The sequence below is a fragment of the Carboxydocella thermautotrophica genome (assembly GCA_003054495.1).
GTDB lineage: Bacteria > Bacillota.
Genome location: CP028514.1, coordinates 2,595,131 through 2,611,759, shown reverse-complemented (window position 1 = coordinate 2,611,759; position 16,629 = coordinate 2,595,131). Strand labels below are relative to the sequence as shown.

Genomic DNA, 16,629 nt, shown 5'->3' with positions numbered 1-16,629 from the left:
GGTGGGCGAGGGTTTTTCCTTGCCAACCAGAGTGGAACCGCGGAGGGAAACCTTCGTCTCTGGATAGGAGACGAAGGTTTTTATAATGTTTGTGAGGGGGGATAGGCTGTGTTCTTTCAACAGTTGAAGCGCGACATTGAAGCAGTATTCGAACGGGATCCGGCAGCAAAATCTGTGTGGGAGGTTATCCTCTGTTATCCCGGATTCCATGCCATTCAGTTTCACCGGGTTGCCCACTGGCTGTATAAGAAAAACTGGGTGGTACTGGCCCGCTTTATCTCCCAGCTTTCCCGTTTTCTTACCGGGATTGAGATCCATCCAGGGGCCAAAATCGGCCAGGGATTGTTTATCGACCATGGTATGGGGGTAGTGATTGGTGAGACAGCGGAAATAGGCGATAATGTTACCATATATCAAGGGGTAACCTTGGGTGGCACCGGTAAGGAAAAAGGCAAGCGTCACCCCACCATTGGCAATAATGTGGTAATCAGCGCTGGGGCCAAAGTGCTGGGTTCCTTTACTGTCGGTGATAATTCCAAAATCGGGGCAGGAGCAGTAGTAGTGAAACCTGTACCGCCTAACTGTACAGTAGTCGGGGTCCCAGGACGGGTAGTAATCCGGGAAGGACAACGGGTGGATGACTTGCTCCATGACCAGATTCCTGACCCGGTAGCGGAAATGTTGCAATGCTTGCAGCGCAAGATTGAGATGCTGGAAAACAGGATTGCGCAGCTGGAAGGGAGAGAACAAGGTCGTGACCATCAAAATCTATAATACCATGACCAGACAGAAAGAGGATTTTCAACCCCGGTCACCGGGGAAGGTACGTATGTATGTTTGCGGACCTACCACTTATAATTTTATCCATCTGGGTAATGCCCGGCCTTTGATAGTCTTTGATGCGGTGCGTCGCTATCTGGAATATCGGGGCTATGAAGTAATATTTGTACAGAACTTTACTGATATCGATGACAAAATCATTAAAAGGGCCCAGGAAACAGGGGAGGATGCCCTGCAGCTTTCTGCTCGTTATATCAATGAATTTTTTAAAGATGCCCAGGCACTAGGAGTCAAGCCTGCTACCCATCATCCCAAAGTAACGGAGCACATTCCGGAAATCATTGAAATGATTGCCGGGTTGATTGAAAAAGGCTTTGCCTATGAGGTAGATGGGGATGTATATTATGCTGTTGAAAAGTTTGCCTCCTATGGTAAACTTTCCGGCCGCAGCTTGGAGGATATGCAGGCAGGGGCCAGGGTAGAGGTGGATGAGCGCAAGCGCCACCCCATGGATTTTGCTCTCTGGAAAAAAGCCAAACCGGGAGAACCTTCCTGGCCCAGTCCCTGGGGTGAGGGAAGGCCGGGCTGGCATATTGAATGCTCGGTGATGTCCTTGAAATATCTGGGAGCAGAGTTCGATATTCATGGCGGTGGTTTTGACCTGATCTTCCCCCATCATGAAAATGAGATTGCTCAGTCCGAGGCTTATCTGGGACAGCCTTTTGCTCGTTACTGGATGCATAATGGTTTTATTACTGTAAAGGAAGAAAAAATGTCCAAATCTCTGGGCAATTTCTTTACTGTCCGGGAGATATTACAGCATTTTTCCGGCCAGGTCGTCCGTTTCTTCATGCTTTCCAGCCACTACCGCAACCCGTTGGATTACAGTCCGGAAAAACTGGAAGAAGCGAAAAAGGGCCTGGAGCGCTTGAGCAATGCCCTGGCTAATGGGCAGGAATACAGTAATGGTGTGAATGGGATAATGTCTGAGGAAGCTGCTGCGGCCAGGGAAGAATTTATCCAGGCAATGGATGATGATTTTAATACCGCTCTGGCTTTGAGTGTGCTCTTTGAACTGGCCCGGCAGATCAATGCCGGGGTTGCGGCCGGGGAAGAAAAGGAGAAAATCGCCGGCCTTACCGGGGTGCTGGCTGAACTGGCCCAGGTACTGGGACTGGAATTGAAGGCAGGGGAAAAAGCTGAGGCGGATGCCGGTCTCTTGAAGGAGCTGGTGGACTTCCTGTTGTTATTGCGTCAGGAGGCCCGGGCCCGCAAAGACTGGACTACCGCGGATGCTATTCGCAACAAACTAGGGGATCTGGGGATTATTGTTGAAGATACTCCCAACGGTCCGCGCTGGAAGAGGAAATGAGTATGGAGCTGCCATCATCACTGGTTTTAGCCTATCTTGGGGATGCTGTTTACGAATTACTGGTACGACGGTATCTGGTAAAAGAAAAGGGCCTGGCTAAGGTGAATTGGCTGCATAAAGCAGCGGTAGATTTTGTGAAAGCGGAAGCCCAGTCCCGCTTTTTGCGCGGGCTGGACCCTCTCTTGACCGAGGAGGAAAAAGCTATTGTCCGGCGTGGTCGGAATACCAGTTCTCAGCCACCCCGCCATGTGGATGTGGTGGCTTATCGTCATGCTACAGCTCTGGAGTGTTTGTTTGGCTATTTACATCTAAAAGGTGAAGAAGAACGGATAGAGGAGCTTTTCCGTGAGATCGTACGCCTGGCTGAGGAGGATTTATAAAATGCCGCAAGCGGAAATGAAAGTTTATCTGTTGCGTTACACCCCTGTACCGGAAGAAATTATTGCTCTGGCGGCTAAGTTATGTTATTCGGCTGCGGATATGACTGAACTGGCCCAGGGGATTGCAGAAAGGGATCAGCAGCCTTTTCTGCAAAAACTTATGGAGCTTGAACATTTATCTCCGATTGAGCATGCAGTGTTCACCTTTGGAGTAGAAGGAGTATCCCGGGCGCTACTGGCTCAGATTACCCGACATCGTATTGCCAGCTTTTCTGTTAAATCCCAGCGTTATGTGGGAGAGGCGGATTTTTGCTACATTATTCCTCCTCGCATTCAGGAACTGGGGCCGGAGGCAGTAGCGGAATTTGAGCGGCAGATGGCCCAGATCAACCAGTGGTACAGATACTGGCAGGAAAGGCTGGGAGGTAACAAGGAAGCCAGCAATGAGGATGCCCGCTTTGTCCTGCCCAATGCGGCAGAGACCAAGTTTGTGGTGACCATGAATGCGCGGGAATTATTGCATTTCTTTAGTTTGCGTTGTTGCAATCGGGCCCAGTGGGAGATCCGTGCTTTGGCAGAGCGCATGCTGGCTCTGGTCAAAGAGGTAGCCCCGGTCTTATTTGCCCAGGCTGGGCCTGGTTGTTTAAGGGGGCCTTGTCCGGAAGGGGCTATGACCTGTGGTCAGGCGGCCCGGGTTCGGGCTAGCTATCTGGGCAAAGGAGGTATGCAGCAGCTTCAGAAAACTAGACTATAATTGATTGTATTTAACTGTTTTGCTACATTAAAAGTATGGAACTATTATCCATTGGTGAAGCAGCAAAGTCCGGCAGGGTTTCGGGGAGCTGATCAGGAATGCCAAAGAAACACGAGAAGAACAAATTTAGCATAACTGTGTGCGGGGAGTTTTTTCCGGAGATTTACCCGACTCACCGGTCTTCGAAGTAGAGCCGGGGCGAAGAAGACCCGCTGACTACGGAGATGCGTCTCTTCTGTGCCTGTATGCGGTGGGCCTTTAACCGGCTCCTGGAAGGTACTTCCCGCCATGAAATCAAGAAGTCAGGACAAGAACTTTTCGGGCTGAACTCCCGCTTTGTCGATGACGCCAGACTTAAAGCACAGGCCCTGCTGGACTCCCAAACAGAACTGCTGAAGTTAGAAAATGAAGAAACAGAAAAGAAACTGGGCCGGGCCAGGAAGAAGCTCAGCCTGGCTATGAGGAAACTGGCGAAGGCAGAGGAAAAGGGGGCTGCTTCAGATATGGCTGGCCATGAAGTTACCCTATGCGGTAGAACTGATCCGCACCCTGGAAGGACGCTACTTGGTACATTTGACATTTGAAGTGGTCAGGGTGATGGAACCGGACTTTGCTAAAGGTTGTCTGGCTATAGACACAAACCCTGATGGGGTAGCCCTGTGTAACGTTAGTGCTTCCGGCCAGCCGGAGCCGTGGCCGGAGGGTTTTAATATTCCTTATCCCGGCAACCTGGGCAAGTACGAAGGAGAGTTTCAGGTTATCCCTTACCCGAACGGCTTTCTTTATATCAGAATACCAGACTTAGCCCATGCTTCCAGCTTCCGGCGTAGCTACCTGATAGGCGTTTTAGCTAATAAAAAGTTTAACCGCATGGCCTCCAATTTTCCATTTGCAAAAATGGTAGGGTCAATGTATCGGAGAGCGGTAAAAGAAGGGGTGCCTTTCAAGTTAGTATCACCCCGGCATACTTCAACTATAGGTTACTGGAAGTATATGAAACGTTATGCCGTTCCGGTGCATTGCGCGGCGGCACTGGTTACAGGACGCCGGGCGCTGGGCCTCAGGGAACGGGTGACTATAGAACTCAGGCAACTGGTATCGCAAATCAAGCAAAACCTGACCCGGAAGGTTAATCCTGATAGACCTGGGGAAGGAAAAAAGGGATGACCCGTGGGGTCAGGGCCTGCTTGAGGCGGCTGGAGGAGAGGCTTCCTGTGCATAACGGGCTTGCTCCGTGTGAACAGGAGGCGTATAACTCCGTCTGGCCTGACCTGAAGTTATTGGCCCTGTCCGTACGGTGACCCCGTTTAGCCGGTGTCGGAGAAACCGGTAGGCGTCCTAACAGGACGCGGGAGGCGGAGTTATACTCCCACCGGGAGGTCAGCATAAACCGGTGCAGTACTCCCGTCCGGGTGGAACTCCCGGGCCGAGGTCCCCTGTCGCCCTGCCCCGCGGGGGCAAATCAAGTATTCGGAAAGGAGGCGAAAGCCTGGTCTGGGGGCCGACTTGACTGAAAATAAAAATAGTCAAGTTTTTTGAACCAGGGACAGGCCAGGATGGGTGAACTGGAATGGGTTTATGGCCGTAATCCTGTACTGGAAGCGATTAAAGCAGGTAGAGAGCTGAACAAAATCCTGGTCGCCAAAGGCACCAAACTTCCCCCTAATCTTATGGCAGTCTTGCGGGAGAGTCGGGTACCTTTCCAGGAAGTGACCAGAGAGCGTTTGGACAGCATCTGTGGTACTTCCGCTCACCAGGGGGTAGCGGTTCAGGTAGCGGCCGCCTCCTATGTTGATTGGGAAGAGATACTGGCCCAGGCGGAAGCCAGGGGAGAACAGCCCTTGCTGATTTTGCTGGATGAACTGGAAGATCCTCACAATCTGGGGGCGATCCTGCGTACTGCCGAAGGGGCCGGAGTTCACGGGGTGATTATACCCAAACGTCGAAATGTGGGGTTGACAGGAACGGTGGCGAAAGCTGCTGCGGGTGCGGTAGAGTATGTACCGGTGGCCCGGGTGTCCAATCTGGTACAGATAATCAGGGAACTGAAAGAAAAAGGGGTTTGGGTAGCCGGTCTGGACGGAGAGGCAGAAAAAAGCCTTTGGGAACAAGACCTTACCGGGCCGCTGGCTCTGGTGGTGGGAGGAGAAGGCAAGGGTTTGAGCAGGCTGGTAAAAGAAAACTGTGATTTTCTGATTAAAATACCAATGTCAGGCAAGATTAACTCCCTGAACGCCTCCGTTGCTACAGCCATCTGTGTTTATGAAGTTTTGCGGCAACGCCAGCGCAAGGCTTGACTATGTCCAAGCCTGTGAGTATAATAGTTTATGTATCACTGCGACCCCGGGTAATACCAAATAGAGCGGAGGCGATGACCTTGAGTCTGAGTGCCCAACCGGATGCCTGCGAACGTTTTGAGGAAATGATTGATGAGGATGTGGTAGAACTGGCCAAGGCCGGAGACAATGCAGCCGCTGAGTACCTCATCAATAAGTACAAAAACTTTGTGCGGGCTAAGGCGAGATCCTATTTCCTGATCGGCGCCGACCGGGAGGATATTGTACAAGAGGGGATGATTGGCCTCTATAAAGCCATCAGGGATTTTCGCCCTGATAAGCTATCATCTTTCCGGGCCTTCGCCGAATTGTGCATTACCCGGCAGATCATCACTGCTATTAAGACAGCAACTAGACAGAAGCATATCCCATTAAACTCCTATGTCTCCCTGAATAAGCCTATTTATGACGAAGATTCTGATCGTACTTTGCTGGATGTGATTTCGGGTACTAAGATTACAGATCCGGAAGAATTGATTATCAGCAGGGAAGAATTCGATGACATTGAGGAGAAAATGGGGGAGTTGCTCAGTTCGCTGGAATGGAAAGTGTTAATGTCCTATCTAGACGGCAAGTCCTATCAGGAAATAGCAGTTGACCTTAAGAGGCATGTTAAGTCCATTGATAATGCTTTGCAACGGGTAAAAAGAAAAATAGAAAGATATCTGGAAAAACGGGACTGTGGCTAAATTGGCAGGGTTTACTTCTTGACCATTGGTGCAAGGAAGGCTATAATAGATTTTGTCAATGACGTAACAGTTCTTCGTCGCGGGGTAGAGCAGTTGGTAGCTCGTCGGGCTCATAACCCGAAGGTCGGAGGTTCAAGTCCTCCCCCCGCAACCAATAAGGCGGCGTAGCTCAGTTGGCTAGAGCATGCGGTTCATACCCGCAGTGTCGGGGGTTCGAATCCCTCCGCCGCTACCACTAAGGTCAGGTAAACCAGCCTATGGCTGGTTTTTCTTTTTACATATAATCAATCTTATTTAGCCCAAAATACTACAAAAAATATATGTAGGAGGTTTGAAGAGATGGCAAAGGCAAAATTTGAAAGAACTAAGCCTCACGTAAACGTGGGCACCATCGGTCACGTTGACCATGGTAAAACAACTACCACTGCTGCGATTACTGTAGTTCTGGCAACTCAAGGTAAGGCTGAAGTCAAGCGTTATGATGAGATCGATGCCGCTCCGGAGGAAAGGGAAAGAGGCATTACCATCAATACTGCTCACGTTGAGTATGAAACCGACAAGCGTCATTATGCTCACGTAGACTGCCCTGGTCACGCTGACTATGTTAAGAACATGATCACCGGTGCTGCCCAGATGGACGGCGCTATTCTGGTTGTATCCGCTGCAGATGGTCCTATGCCTCAGACCCGGGAACACATCCTGCTGGCCCGTCAGGTAGGTGTGCCTCATATCGTAGTCTGGCTGAACAAGGCTGACATGGTGGATGATCCCGAGCTGCTGGAACTGGTTGAAATGGAAGTGCGGGAGCTGTTGAATCAGTATGATTTCCCCGGTGATGACATTCCTGTTGTTGTCGGTTCCGGCCTCAAGGCGCTGGAGTGCGGCTGCGGCTCCCGGGATTGCCAGTGGTGCGGCAAGATCTGGGAACTGATGGATGCTGTTGACAGCTACATCCCCACTCCTGAGCGGGATATCGATAAGCCCTTCCTGATGCCGGTTGAAGACGTGTTCACCATTACCGGTCGTGGTACTGTTGCTACCGGTCGGGTTGAGCGCGGTACTGTTAAGGTTGGAGACGAAGTAGAAATCGTCGGTCTGAGAGAAGAAACCAAGAAGACCGTTGTAACCGGTGTGGAAATGTTCCGTAAGATGCTGGATCAGGCCCAGGCTGGTGACAACATTGGTACTCTGCTGCGGGGTGTAGACCGGAAAGAGGTAGAACGTGGTCAGGTTCTGGCCAAGCCTGGTTCCATCAAGCCCCACACCAAGTTCTTCGCTGAAGTATACGTGCTGACCAAAGAAGAAGGTGGCCGTCATACTCCTTTCTTCAACGGTTACCGGCCCCAGTTCTACTTCCGGACCACTGACGTTACCGGTGTAATCAAGCTGCCCGAAGGTGTAGAAATGGTTATGCCTGGTGACAACGTTAAGATCGAAGTAGAACTGATCACTCCCATCGCTATTGAAGAAGGTCTGCGCTTCGCTATCCGCGAAGGTGGCCGAACTGTAGGCGCAGGGGTTGTATCCGCTATCGTTGAATAAAAAGGCGGAAAAGCGCTTCCGGAAACGGAAGCGCTTTCTTTATGCCTGTCTCTTTTGCTATTGACACTCTATGGGAATTATGATAAATTGTATAGGGTAACGGACTATTCTGGACCACTTGTCGGCACAGGACACTTTTTAGGGAGGTGGCACAATGCGCGTGGGCATTACCCTCGCTTGCACTCAGTGCAAGAGAAGAAATTATACAACCACTAAAAACAAAAAGAATGACCCGGACAGAATCGAGCTGAAGAAGTTCTGTAAATGGTGCGGCACGCAAACCGTCCATAAGGAAACCCGGTAAGGGCTAACACCGATACTGTTTTAAGGATGTGGAGTTTCTTATGGTAAATAAAGAAACCACCAAAAAAGAAGGTGCCAAGAAGGCGGAAAAAAATAAGGCCTGGTCCGAACTGGTTAACTTTCTTTCCGGAACTAAAGCCGAATTGCGCAAAGTTAACTGGCCTGACCGCAAACAGGTGTTGACCTATACCGGTGTTGTGCTGACGGCGGTAGCTATCATGGCAGTCTTGATCTGGGTAATCGATCTGGGTTTGGGTCGGTTGCTGACGCTGATTGTGGAACGATAAATTTATGCTAGGAGGTGAGGGACCTAACTGGGTCCCTTCTGGGTATGGAGAAAAAGTGGTATGTCATTCACACATACTCCGGTTATGAAAATAAGGTAAAAGCCAATCTGGAAAAGCGCATTGAGTCCATGAACATGGGAGACAAGATCTTTCGCATTCTGGTACCCATGGAAGATGAAGTGGAAATCAAGGATGGCAAGCGCAAGGTCAGTAAGCGCAAAGTGTTTCCGGGGTATGTGCTGGTGGAAATGATCATGACCGATGACTCCTGGTATGTGGTTCGCAATACAACCGGTGTAACCGGATTTGTTGGCAGCGGCAACAAGCCGATTCCACTCAGGGATGAAGAAGCAGCCGCCATCTTGAAACAGATGGGGATGGAAGAACCCAAGGTCAAACTGCGCTTTAAGGTTGGCGATGAAGTCCGCGTGATAGCCGGCCCCTTCCAGAACTTCGTGGGTAGTGTGGAAGAAATCTACCCTGAAAAGGGTAAGCTGAAAGTCCTGGTGTCAATGTTCGGAAGAGAGACTCCTCTGGAGTTGGATTTCGGACAGGTGGCTGAAGTAGAATGATGACAGTAGACAGATTAAGGAGGTGGAAATAATGGCAAAAAAGGTAGTAGCAGTAATCAAGCTGCAATGTCCTGCTGGTAAAGCCACCCCTGCTCCCCCGGTTGGTCCGGCTTTGGGTCAGCATGGTGTAAATATTATGGCTTTCACCAAGGAATTTAACGAAAAAACCGCTAACCAGGCCGGGTTGATTATCCCGGTGGAAATTAGCGTTTATGAAGACCGGTCCTTCACTTTTGTGTTGAAGACTCCTCCGGCTGCAGTTTTGCTGAAAAGAGCAGCTGGGATTGAGAGTGGTTCTGGTGAACCCAACAAGAAGAAGGTCGGCAAGGTAACCCGTGACAAAGTCCGGGAAATTGCAGAGCTGAAAATGCGGGACCTGAATGCTGCCAGCCTGGAAGCGGCAATGCGGATGATTGAAGGCACAGCGCGCAGCATGGGTATTGAAGTAGTAGAAGCTTAATGGTCCACAAGTGGGAGGATATAATCCGTTACTACCACAAAGGAGGTAAACAAAATGGCTAAACACGGTAAAAAATATCTGGAAGCTGCCAAACAGGTAGACAAAACCAAACTGTATGATCCTCAGGAAGCTCTGGAACTGGTACAGAAACTGGCTTCTGCCAGGTTTGATGAGTCCGTTGAGGTTGCAGTTAAACTAGGTGTGGACCCCCGGCATGCGGATCAGCAAGTTCGGGGTGCAGTAGTACTGCCCCATGGCACAGGGAAAACTGCCCGTGTAGTTGTTTTCGCTAAAGGCGAGAAAGCCAAGGAAGCAGAAGCTGCTGGCGCTGACGTAGTGGGCGCTGAAGACCTGATTGCCAGGATTGAGGGCGGTTGGCTGGATTTCGATACAGCCGTAGCTACTCCGGATATGATGGGTGCTGTAGGTAAATTGGGTCGGATCTTAGGTCCTAAAGGCCTGATGCCTAACCCCAAAACCGGAACTGTTACTTTTGATGTAGCCAAGGCTGTTAAAGATATTAAGGCTGGTAAAGTGGAATACCGGGTTGACAAGGGTGCTAACATTCATGCGCCCATTGGTAAGGTCTCCTTTGGTACCGAGAAGCTGCTGGACAACTTCTATACTCTGCTGGATGCTTTGCTCAAGGCTAAGCCGGCAGCTGCCAAGGGAACATATATCAAGGGAGTGGCTGTTTCCTCCACTATGGGCCCTGGCATTAAGGTCAATCCGTTAAAGGTTACTCGTTAAAAATCTTTCCTGTACTGTGTCAATAACTTGTGAAAATGTCACCCCAAAATAGGGTTAATTATCGTCACAAAATGTCACACCCTGCTAAGAACCTAACCGGGCTTTGGCAATTGTAGTTATTACGTTCGGTTAAGTCAAGGGTAAAGTGAACGGGCTTCGCCCGCCCTTGACTTAACCTCACTTCATAACTTTTGGCAAATCAAGCCCGGTTAAGGTTCCTAAAAATTAGATCCAGGCAAAGCTAAGCATACTTTCGGAGAAATATCTCTTCAAGCATTTTTAATATATCCCTGTCACTGTCTTCGTAGGTAAGTCTTTTAACCAGATTGTGTCCATACTTAAAGTAATGCGTATCTGGAGGTATATAGGGCTTTCTTTCAGTAGCTTCAGTTTTTGGCTTTTGCGTCTTTTGTGGCTTAACATAGGGGATCGTTTCAAATACAGTGTTTTTGTATTGCACTTTTACACCAAAAACCGGACTTATTAATACATCTATCTTCGTACGTGGCGGAATAGGATTGGTTTCTTTATAGATAACCTTAAAATGCCTGTTATAGAAAGAAAATACGCCCCCATTATCGATAGTTCTTTTTTGTTTAACACATAGTATATGGCCAATATCAATGTTTTGGTCAAGCGCCCTATAAGCAGTTTCTGGCTCTAAAGCTTTCACTGCAAACTGACTGTTAAATTTCTCTATATATTGAGATAGGAACTCATTAGCTTCATCAATAGTGGTAATACCGGCTATTTTGAATTCAACGGGGAGCCTGCTTTGAAGCGTTTCCCATAGTCGCTCTACTCTACCTTTGGCCTGGGGTGAACGTGCTGGAATAAGGGTTATACCTAGCTCTTTCATAGCTCTGCCAAACTGGGTGTCGTTAACAACTTTGCCTTGCAATTGCTCCTCAATCGTAAGCCTTGAAGCGTTTTGGGAGAGAAAAATTGAGTGTCTGTCTGCATAGATACTTGCTGGAATACCGTGTTTGTTAACGATTTGCCAGGTTACCTCAAAATATCCTTGCAAGCATTCATTCTTGGCCAGGTAGAGTCCTACTATTTTCCCGGTGGCATCGTCAATTGCACCATGGAGAGCAAACTTTTCATTAGTGCCAAACCATTCAAAAGGAGTGGCATCCATTTGTATAAGGAGGCCTTCCTGAGGCCTTCTCTTTCTGCGGCGATGAGGTTTAAATCTCCTTCGTTTCTTAGGACTGTTAATGCCTGCTTTGGTCAAAATAGTGTGGAGACAGGAATAACTTATGGCTATTTCCTCGTGCACCTCCAGAAGCTCCATAAAGTGCTTGAAATTGGCGTTCTTGTACTTATCGGACTGTTTCAATAAGATAATCTTGCTTTTAAGCTCGTCAGTGAGCGCATGCTGCGGCTTACGACCTGTATTTTTATGGATAAGGAACGCCGGCCCTTGTTCCATCACTCCTTTTTTAAGGCGCTTAATCTGGCGTTCACTTAGACCTAAGCTCATAGCTGCTTCACTGATTGATAGTTTCCCATCAATTAAGGAAGAAATTACCTTGTACCTATTTAGTTGTTTTTGTGTCATTAGATAACGCACCTCGTTTCTCATAGTGACATTTTATCAAAATACTTTACAAGGTGACATTATCACAAGATAATCACAAAATCTTTCCTGTACTGTTGACAATAGCCTCTGGCCAGGCTATAATTAACCTGTTGACAATTTGATATAGGTGAACCAAGCTGTAGACAGTCGGTGCCTGCTGGCTTAAAGGAGAAATCCGCCTACCGAGGCTTTGGAAGTCAACTCTGTTGGCTAAGTATGTCCATCAGAGGGTCTCCTGGCTTGTCTACGGAGACCCTTTTTTGTTTGACTTCGCGGCTTGGGATGTACCGATACAGGTGCAAGGAGGTGGAATTGTGGCTAAAATTGCCGAGAAACAGCCGGTTGTACAGGAGCTGAAAGAAAAACTGGAGCAGGCCGTCGGGGTAGTGCTGGTTGACTACCGGGGTTTGAATGTGGCTCAGGCTACTGAGCTGCGGAAACGCCTGCGGGAAGCTGGAGTGGAATACAAGGTCGTTAAGAATACTCTGGCACGCCTGGCTTGCCGTGAAGTTGGCCTGTCTGATCTGGAACCCTATCTGGAAGGTCCCAACGCACTGGCTTTTGGCTTAACAGATCCTGTTGCTCCGGCGAAGATTCTGAGTGAATTCGCCAAGGACAACAAGCAGCTGGAAATCAAGGCCGGTATCGTGGATGGCAAGGTAATCGATGTTGCCGGGGTTAAGGCTCTGGCCGACTTGCCGCCGCGGGAAGTGCTGCTGGCCAAAGTGCTGGGTGGTCTGCAAGCTCCTCTTTATGGGTTTGCCAATGTTCTCCAGGGCAATCTGCGCAATCTGGTTTACGTCCTGGAATCTATCCGCAAGAAGAAAGAGGAAGGCGCTGCTTAAGTGCCTGATCGCTTAAAAATCTTAGATTTTGCTGAAGGAGGAAGATTATAATGTCCAAGGTAAATGAAATTTTGGAAGCTGTTAAAGGTTTAACTGTTCTGGAACTGGCTGAGCTGGTAAAGGCTTTTGAAGAAGAATTCGGTGTATCTGCTGCTGCTCCTGTAGCTGTAGCTGCTGCTCCTGTAGCTGGCGCTGCCGCTGCTCCTGCTGCAGAAGAAAAAACTGAATTCGATGTAATTCTGGCCGCCGCTGGCGACAAGAAAGTTAACGTTATCAAAGTTGTACGCGAAATAACCGGTCTGGGCCTGAAAGAAGCCAAGGACCTGGTGGATGGCGCTCCCAAGCCTGTTAAAGAAAAAGTTTCCAAGGAAGAAGCTGAATCCATCAAGGCCAAGCTGGTTGAAGCTGGCGCTACCGTTGAAATTAAGTAACTTGGATAAAAAAAAGGCACCTCGATATGAGGTGTCTTTTTTTGTAATTATTTTCTTGACGAAGGAAAGGATGAATGCTATAATTAAAAAATGCCATGCTATAAGTATGCGAAAAAATAGCGAGAGGTGAGGTTCTGCATGTTCTATCCGGTCAAGGTCGGAAAACGGGAACGCTGGAGTTATGCGCGGATTCAAGAGGTGTTGGACATGCCCAACCTGATTGAAATCCAGCAGAACTCCTATAAATGGTTCCTGGACGAGGGCCTGCGTGAACTGTTCCGCGATATTTCGCCCATCGAGGATTTTACCGGCAACCTCTCCCTGGAGTTTGTTGACTATAATCTGGGGGAGCCCAAGTACTCGGTGGAAGAGAGTAAGGAACGGGATGTTACATACTCGGCGCCTCTGAAAGTAAAGGTACGGTTGATCAACAAGGAAACCGGGGAAATTAAGGAACAGGAAGTATTTATGGCTGAGTTCCCGCTGATGACAGAAAAGGGAACATTTATTATCAATGGGGCAGAGCGGGTAATCGTCAGCCAGCTGGTTCGTTCTCCCGGGGTTTATTTTTCCAAACAAATGGACCCCAGCGGCAAGGATGTCTTTGGGGCAACCATTATTCCAAACCGAGGTGCCTGGCTGGAATTTGAAACAGATCTAAATGACAACCTGTTTGTGCGGATAGACCGGACCCGCAAACTGCCAGCGACTGTTCTGGTACGGGCGCTGGGCTGGGGGACCAATGCCAGGGTCCTGGAGCTGTTTGATGATGACGCTCGCATCAGAATGACTTTGGAGCGGGATAATGCTGATTCGGAAGATGAGGCCCTGATTGAAATTTATAAACGGTTGCGACCCGGTGAACCGCCGACGGTAGAAAGTGCCAGAACCTTACTCAACTCTTTGTTTTTTGACCCCAAACGCTATGATCTGGCCCATGTAGGCCGTTATAAACTCAATAAAAAACTGGGACTGGATATTGCCAAAGATGTCCGTCACCTGACCAAAGAAGATATTATAGCTACCATGAAACGGTTGCTGAAAATGATGGATGGAGAAGGTGAAGGTGACGATATCGACCATCTGGGCAACAGGCGTTTGCGCTCGGTTGGTGAGTTGTTGCAAAACCAGTTCAGGATTGGTTTGGCCCGTATGGAGCGGGTTATACGGGAGCGCATGACTATTCAGGATGTGGAGGGGGTAACACCTCAAATCCTGATCAATACCCGTCCGGTTTCAGCTGCCATTAAAGAATTTTTTGGCAGCAGCCAGCTGTCCCAGTTTATGGATCAGACCAATCCGCTGGCTGAGCTAACCCACAAACGGCGCTTGTCAGCTCTAGGACCTGGTGGCTTGAGCCGGGAACGAGCCGGTTTCGAAGTCCGGGACGTTCACCATTCTCACTATGGGCGGATGTGTCCGATTGAGACCCCTGAAGGTCCCAACATCGGTTTGATCGGGTCACTATCCACTTATGCCCGTATCAACGAATATGGCTTTATTGAAACTCCTTATCGCAAGGTGGATAAGGAGCGGGGCGTTGTTACCGATGAAATCGTATACCTAACGGCTGATGAAGAGGATAAATATTATATCGCCCAGGCCAATCTGCCGGTGGATGAAAATGGGAAGATTCTGGTCAATAAGGCCAATGTCCGGCATGGTCATGATATTATCATGGTTCCGGTGGAAAAAATCGATTTGATGGATGTTTCACCCAAACAGGTTGTTTCTATTGCTACGGCGTTGATTCCCTTCCTGGAGAACGATGATGCTAACCGGGCTCTAATGGGTTCCAACATGCAGCGGCAGGCAGTGCCATTGCTGCGCACTGATGCACCCTATGTGGGTACCGGTATGGAATACAAGGCGGCTCTGGATAGTGGAGTGGTTATCGTTGCCCGCAATAGCGGGGTGGTACAACGGGTAACAGCCAATGAAATCATCGTTAAGTCTGATGAGGGTACTGTAGATGTATATAAACTGACCAAGTTTACCCGTTCCAACCAGGGGACCTGTATTAACCAGAAGCCCATTGTCAAAAAAGGGCAACGGGTTGAAAAAGGGGAAATCATCGCTGATGGGCCTTCGACCGACCAGGGCGAACTGGCACTGGGGCGCAATGTGCTAGTTGCCTTTATGCCCTGGGAGGGTTATAACTACGAGGACGCCATTTTGATCAGCGAGAAACTGGTCAAGGAAGATTACTTTACATCTATCCATATCGAGGAATACGAATGTGAAGCCCGGGATACCAAGCTGGGTCCGGAAGAAATCACCCGTGATATCCCCAATGTCGGGGATGATGTTCTGAAAGACCTGGATGAAAACGGAATTATCCGGGTGGGTGCTGAGGTTCGGCCCGGCGATATCCTGGTGGGTAAGGTTACCCCGAAAGGTGAAACGGAGCTGACTGCGGAAGAAAGGTTGTTGCGCGCTATCTTCGGTGAAAAGGCCCGGGAAGTAAGGGATACTTCTCTACGTGTACCCCATGGTGAGGCCGGCAAAATCGTGGATGTAAAGGTGTTCTCTCGCGATAAAGGGGATGAACTGCCTCCTGGTGTAAACATGCTGGTGCGGGTTTTTATCGCCCAGAAGCGGAAAATTTCCGTTGGTGACAAGATGGCCGGTCGCCACGGGAACAAAGGGGTTATTTCCAAAATCCTGCCCGAAGAAGATATGCCCTTTTTACCGGACGGTACACCGGTGGAAATCGTGCTCAACCCTCTGGGTGTGCCGAGCCGGATGAATATCGGTCAGGTGCTGGAGACTCACCTGGGTTGGGCTGCCAAAACCCTGGGCATCCGGGTTGCTACCCCTGTATTTGATGGGGCCAAAGAGAATGATGTTTTCAAGACCCTGGAGGCCGCTGGTCTGCCGGCTAATGGCAAGACTATCCTTTATGATGGTCGTACCGGTGAGCCTTTTGATAACCCGGTAACTGTGGGTTACATGTACATGCTAAAACTGGCGCACCTGGTTGATGACAAGATCCACGCGCGTTCTACCGGCCCTTACTCTCTGGTTACCCAGCAGCCTCTGGGTGGTAAGGCTCAATTTGGTGGACAGCGTTTTGGTGAGATGGAGGTATGGGCCCTGGAGGCTTATGGTGCTGCCTATACACTGCAGGAAATCCTCACCGTTAAGTCTGACGATGTGGTGGGTCGGGTAAAGACCTATGAAGCCATTGTCAAAGGCGAAAATGTGCCAGAACCCGGTGTACCAGAGTCCTTCAAAGTATTGATTAAGGAACTGCAGAGCCTGGGTCTGGATGTGAAGGTCCTGTCAGAAAACGATGAGGAAATTGAAATCGGTGAATTTGAAGATGATACTACCGACCAGGCCAAGGAACTGGGTCTGAGTGCTGTCCTGCCCGAGGCACCTGTAAAACCAGGTGATGATGAATACAATGAGGAAGATAATTATAGCGAGGATATGGATGAAGACAGCATCGACTTTGAGAGCCTGGAAGAACTGGAAAAAATAGCAGATATGGATACTGTCCTGGATGATGGCGATTACTTTGATGAAGAATAGGGAAGG

19 protein-coding genes, 2 tRNA genes and 2 other annotated features (1 of these 23 running past the window's edge) are annotated in these 16,629 nt (G+C 49.2%); of the genes, 20 read left to right on the top strand and 1 reads right to left on the bottom strand.

Annotation, left to right across the window (positions count from 1 at the left end):
* Positions 1–64, top strand: a binding site (T-box leader) (it extends 138 nt beyond the left edge of the window).
* A 44-nt stretch (positions 65–108) separates the two neighbouring features.
* The 17 genes from cysE (at position 109) to rplA (ending at position 10,225) form a co-directional block, all read left to right on the top strand.
* Complete coding sequence (gene cysE, locus CTH_RS13370) at positions 109–774, top strand: serine O-acetyltransferase (RefSeq protein WP_078666440.1); 666 nt, start codon at positions 109–111, stop codon at positions 772–774.
* Positions 755–2,152: a cysteine--tRNA ligase gene (cysS, locus tag CTH_RS13365; RefSeq protein ID WP_078666439.1), complete on the top strand. Its 1,398-nt coding sequence runs from the start codon at positions 755–757 to the stop codon at positions 2,150–2,152. Before cysE ends, cysS begins: the two co-directional genes overlap by 20 nt.
* A 2-nt stretch (positions 2,153–2,154) precedes the next feature.
* Entirely contained in the window at positions 2,155–2,532 is a 378-nt protein-coding gene (locus tag CTH_RS13360) for a Mini-ribonuclease 3 (protein ID WP_242946656.1), read from the top strand.
* A gap of 1 nt (position 2,533) precedes the next feature.
* The gene (thyX, locus tag CTH_RS13355) at positions 2,534–3,286 is read left to right on the top strand and encodes an FAD-dependent thymidylate synthase (protein ID WP_078666437.1); all 753 of its coding nucleotides are present in this window, start codon (positions 2,534–2,536) and stop codon (positions 3,284–3,286) included.
* Between the two features lie 224 nt (positions 3,287–3,510).
* Positions 3,511–3,870, top strand: coding sequence for a hypothetical protein (locus tag CTH_RS14470; RefSeq protein WP_318262698.1), 360 nt, complete (start codon positions 3,511–3,513; stop codon positions 3,868–3,870).
* A complete protein-coding gene (locus tag CTH_RS14465) occupies positions 3,800–4,453 on the top strand; it encodes a hypothetical protein (RefSeq protein WP_242979083.1) in 654 nt (217 codons plus the stop codon). Before CTH_RS14470 ends, CTH_RS14465 begins: the two co-directional genes overlap by 71 nt.
* A complete protein-coding gene (locus tag CTH_RS14460; protein WP_242979082.1) occupies positions 4,450–4,587 on the top strand; it encodes a hypothetical protein in 138 nt (45 codons plus the stop codon). Before CTH_RS14465 ends, CTH_RS14460 begins: the two co-directional genes overlap by 4 nt.
* Before the next feature lie 255 nt (positions 4,588–4,842).
* A complete protein-coding gene (gene rlmB / locus CTH_RS13345; RefSeq protein WP_078666710.1) occupies positions 4,843–5,583 on the top strand; it encodes a 23S rRNA (guanosine(2251)-2'-O)-methyltransferase RlmB in 741 nt (246 codons plus the stop codon).
* Positions 5,584–5,708: 125 nt separating this feature from the next.
* Positions 5,709–6,311, top strand: coding sequence for an RNA polymerase sporulation sigma factor SigH (sigH, locus tag CTH_RS13340; RefSeq protein ID WP_432612293.1), 603 nt, complete (start codon positions 5,709–5,711; stop codon positions 6,309–6,311).
* A 78-nt stretch (positions 6,312–6,389) separates the two neighbouring features.
* Positions 6,390–6,465, top strand: a tRNA-Met gene (locus CTH_RS13335).
* Between the two features lie 4 nt (positions 6,466–6,469).
* Positions 6,470–6,546 (top strand) — tRNA-Met (locus CTH_RS13330).
* 104 nt (positions 6,547–6,650) lie between these two features.
* Positions 6,651–7,853, top strand: a complete 1,203-nt coding sequence (gene tuf / locus CTH_RS13325) for an elongation factor Tu (protein WP_107754181.1) — start codon at positions 6,651–6,653, stop codon at positions 7,851–7,853.
* 154 nt (positions 7,854–8,007) lie between these two features.
* A complete protein-coding gene (rpmG, locus tag CTH_RS13320) occupies positions 8,008–8,157 on the top strand; it encodes a 50S ribosomal protein L33 (RefSeq protein WP_078666692.1) in 150 nt (49 codons plus the stop codon).
* A gap of 40 nt (positions 8,158–8,197) precedes the next feature.
* Positions 8,198–8,443, top strand: a complete 246-nt coding sequence (gene secE, locus CTH_RS13315; RefSeq protein ID WP_078666691.1) for a preprotein translocase subunit SecE — start codon at positions 8,198–8,200, stop codon at positions 8,441–8,443.
* A 44-nt stretch (positions 8,444–8,487) separates the two neighbouring features.
* On the top strand, positions 8,488–9,015 hold the full coding sequence (gene nusG / locus CTH_RS13310) for a transcription termination/antitermination protein NusG (protein WP_078666690.1): 528 nt from the start codon (positions 8,488–8,490) through the stop codon (positions 9,013–9,015).
* 31 nt (positions 9,016–9,046) lie between these two features.
* Entirely contained in the window at positions 9,047–9,475 is a 429-nt protein-coding gene (gene rplK / locus CTH_RS13305; RefSeq protein ID WP_078666689.1) for a 50S ribosomal protein L11, read from the top strand.
* Between the two features lie 54 nt (positions 9,476–9,529).
* On the top strand, positions 9,530–10,225 hold the full coding sequence (gene rplA / locus CTH_RS13300; RefSeq protein ID WP_078666688.1) for a 50S ribosomal protein L1: 696 nt from the start codon (positions 9,530–9,532) through the stop codon (positions 10,223–10,225).
* A gap of 241 nt (positions 10,226–10,466) precedes the next feature.
* Here rplA and CTH_RS13295 read toward each other — a convergent pair whose 3' ends face one another.
* Positions 10,467–11,789 carry an ISNCY family transposase gene (locus tag CTH_RS13295; protein ID WP_107752771.1) on the bottom strand — a complete coding sequence of 441 codons (1,323 nt, stop codon included), beginning with the start codon at positions 11,787–11,789 and terminating at the stop codon, positions 10,467–10,469.
* Positions 11,790–11,929: 140 nt separating this feature from the next.
* Positions 11,930–12,081 (top strand) — a sequence feature (ribosomal protein L10 leader region).
* Positions 12,082–12,124: 43 nt separating this feature from the next.
* Between CTH_RS13295 and rplJ the strand changes: the two genes are divergently transcribed.
* The 3 genes from rplJ (at position 12,125) to rpoB (ending at position 16,623) form a co-directional block, all read left to right on the top strand.
* Positions 12,125–12,655: a 50S ribosomal protein L10 gene (gene rplJ, locus CTH_RS13290; protein WP_107754178.1), complete on the top strand. Its 531-nt coding sequence runs from the start codon at positions 12,125–12,127 to the stop codon at positions 12,653–12,655.
* 50 nt (positions 12,656–12,705) lie between these two features.
* On the top strand, positions 12,706–13,086 hold the full coding sequence (gene rplL / locus CTH_RS13285; protein WP_078666686.1) for a 50S ribosomal protein L7/L12: 381 nt from the start codon (positions 12,706–12,708) through the stop codon (positions 13,084–13,086).
* Positions 13,087–13,224: 138 nt separating this feature from the next.
* Positions 13,225–16,623 (top strand): DNA-directed RNA polymerase subunit beta, encoded by a 3,399-nt coding sequence (rpoB, locus tag CTH_RS13280; protein WP_078666619.1) that lies wholly within the window; start codon positions 13,225–13,227, stop codon positions 16,621–16,623.
* Positions 16,624–16,629: the final 6 nt, after the last annotated feature.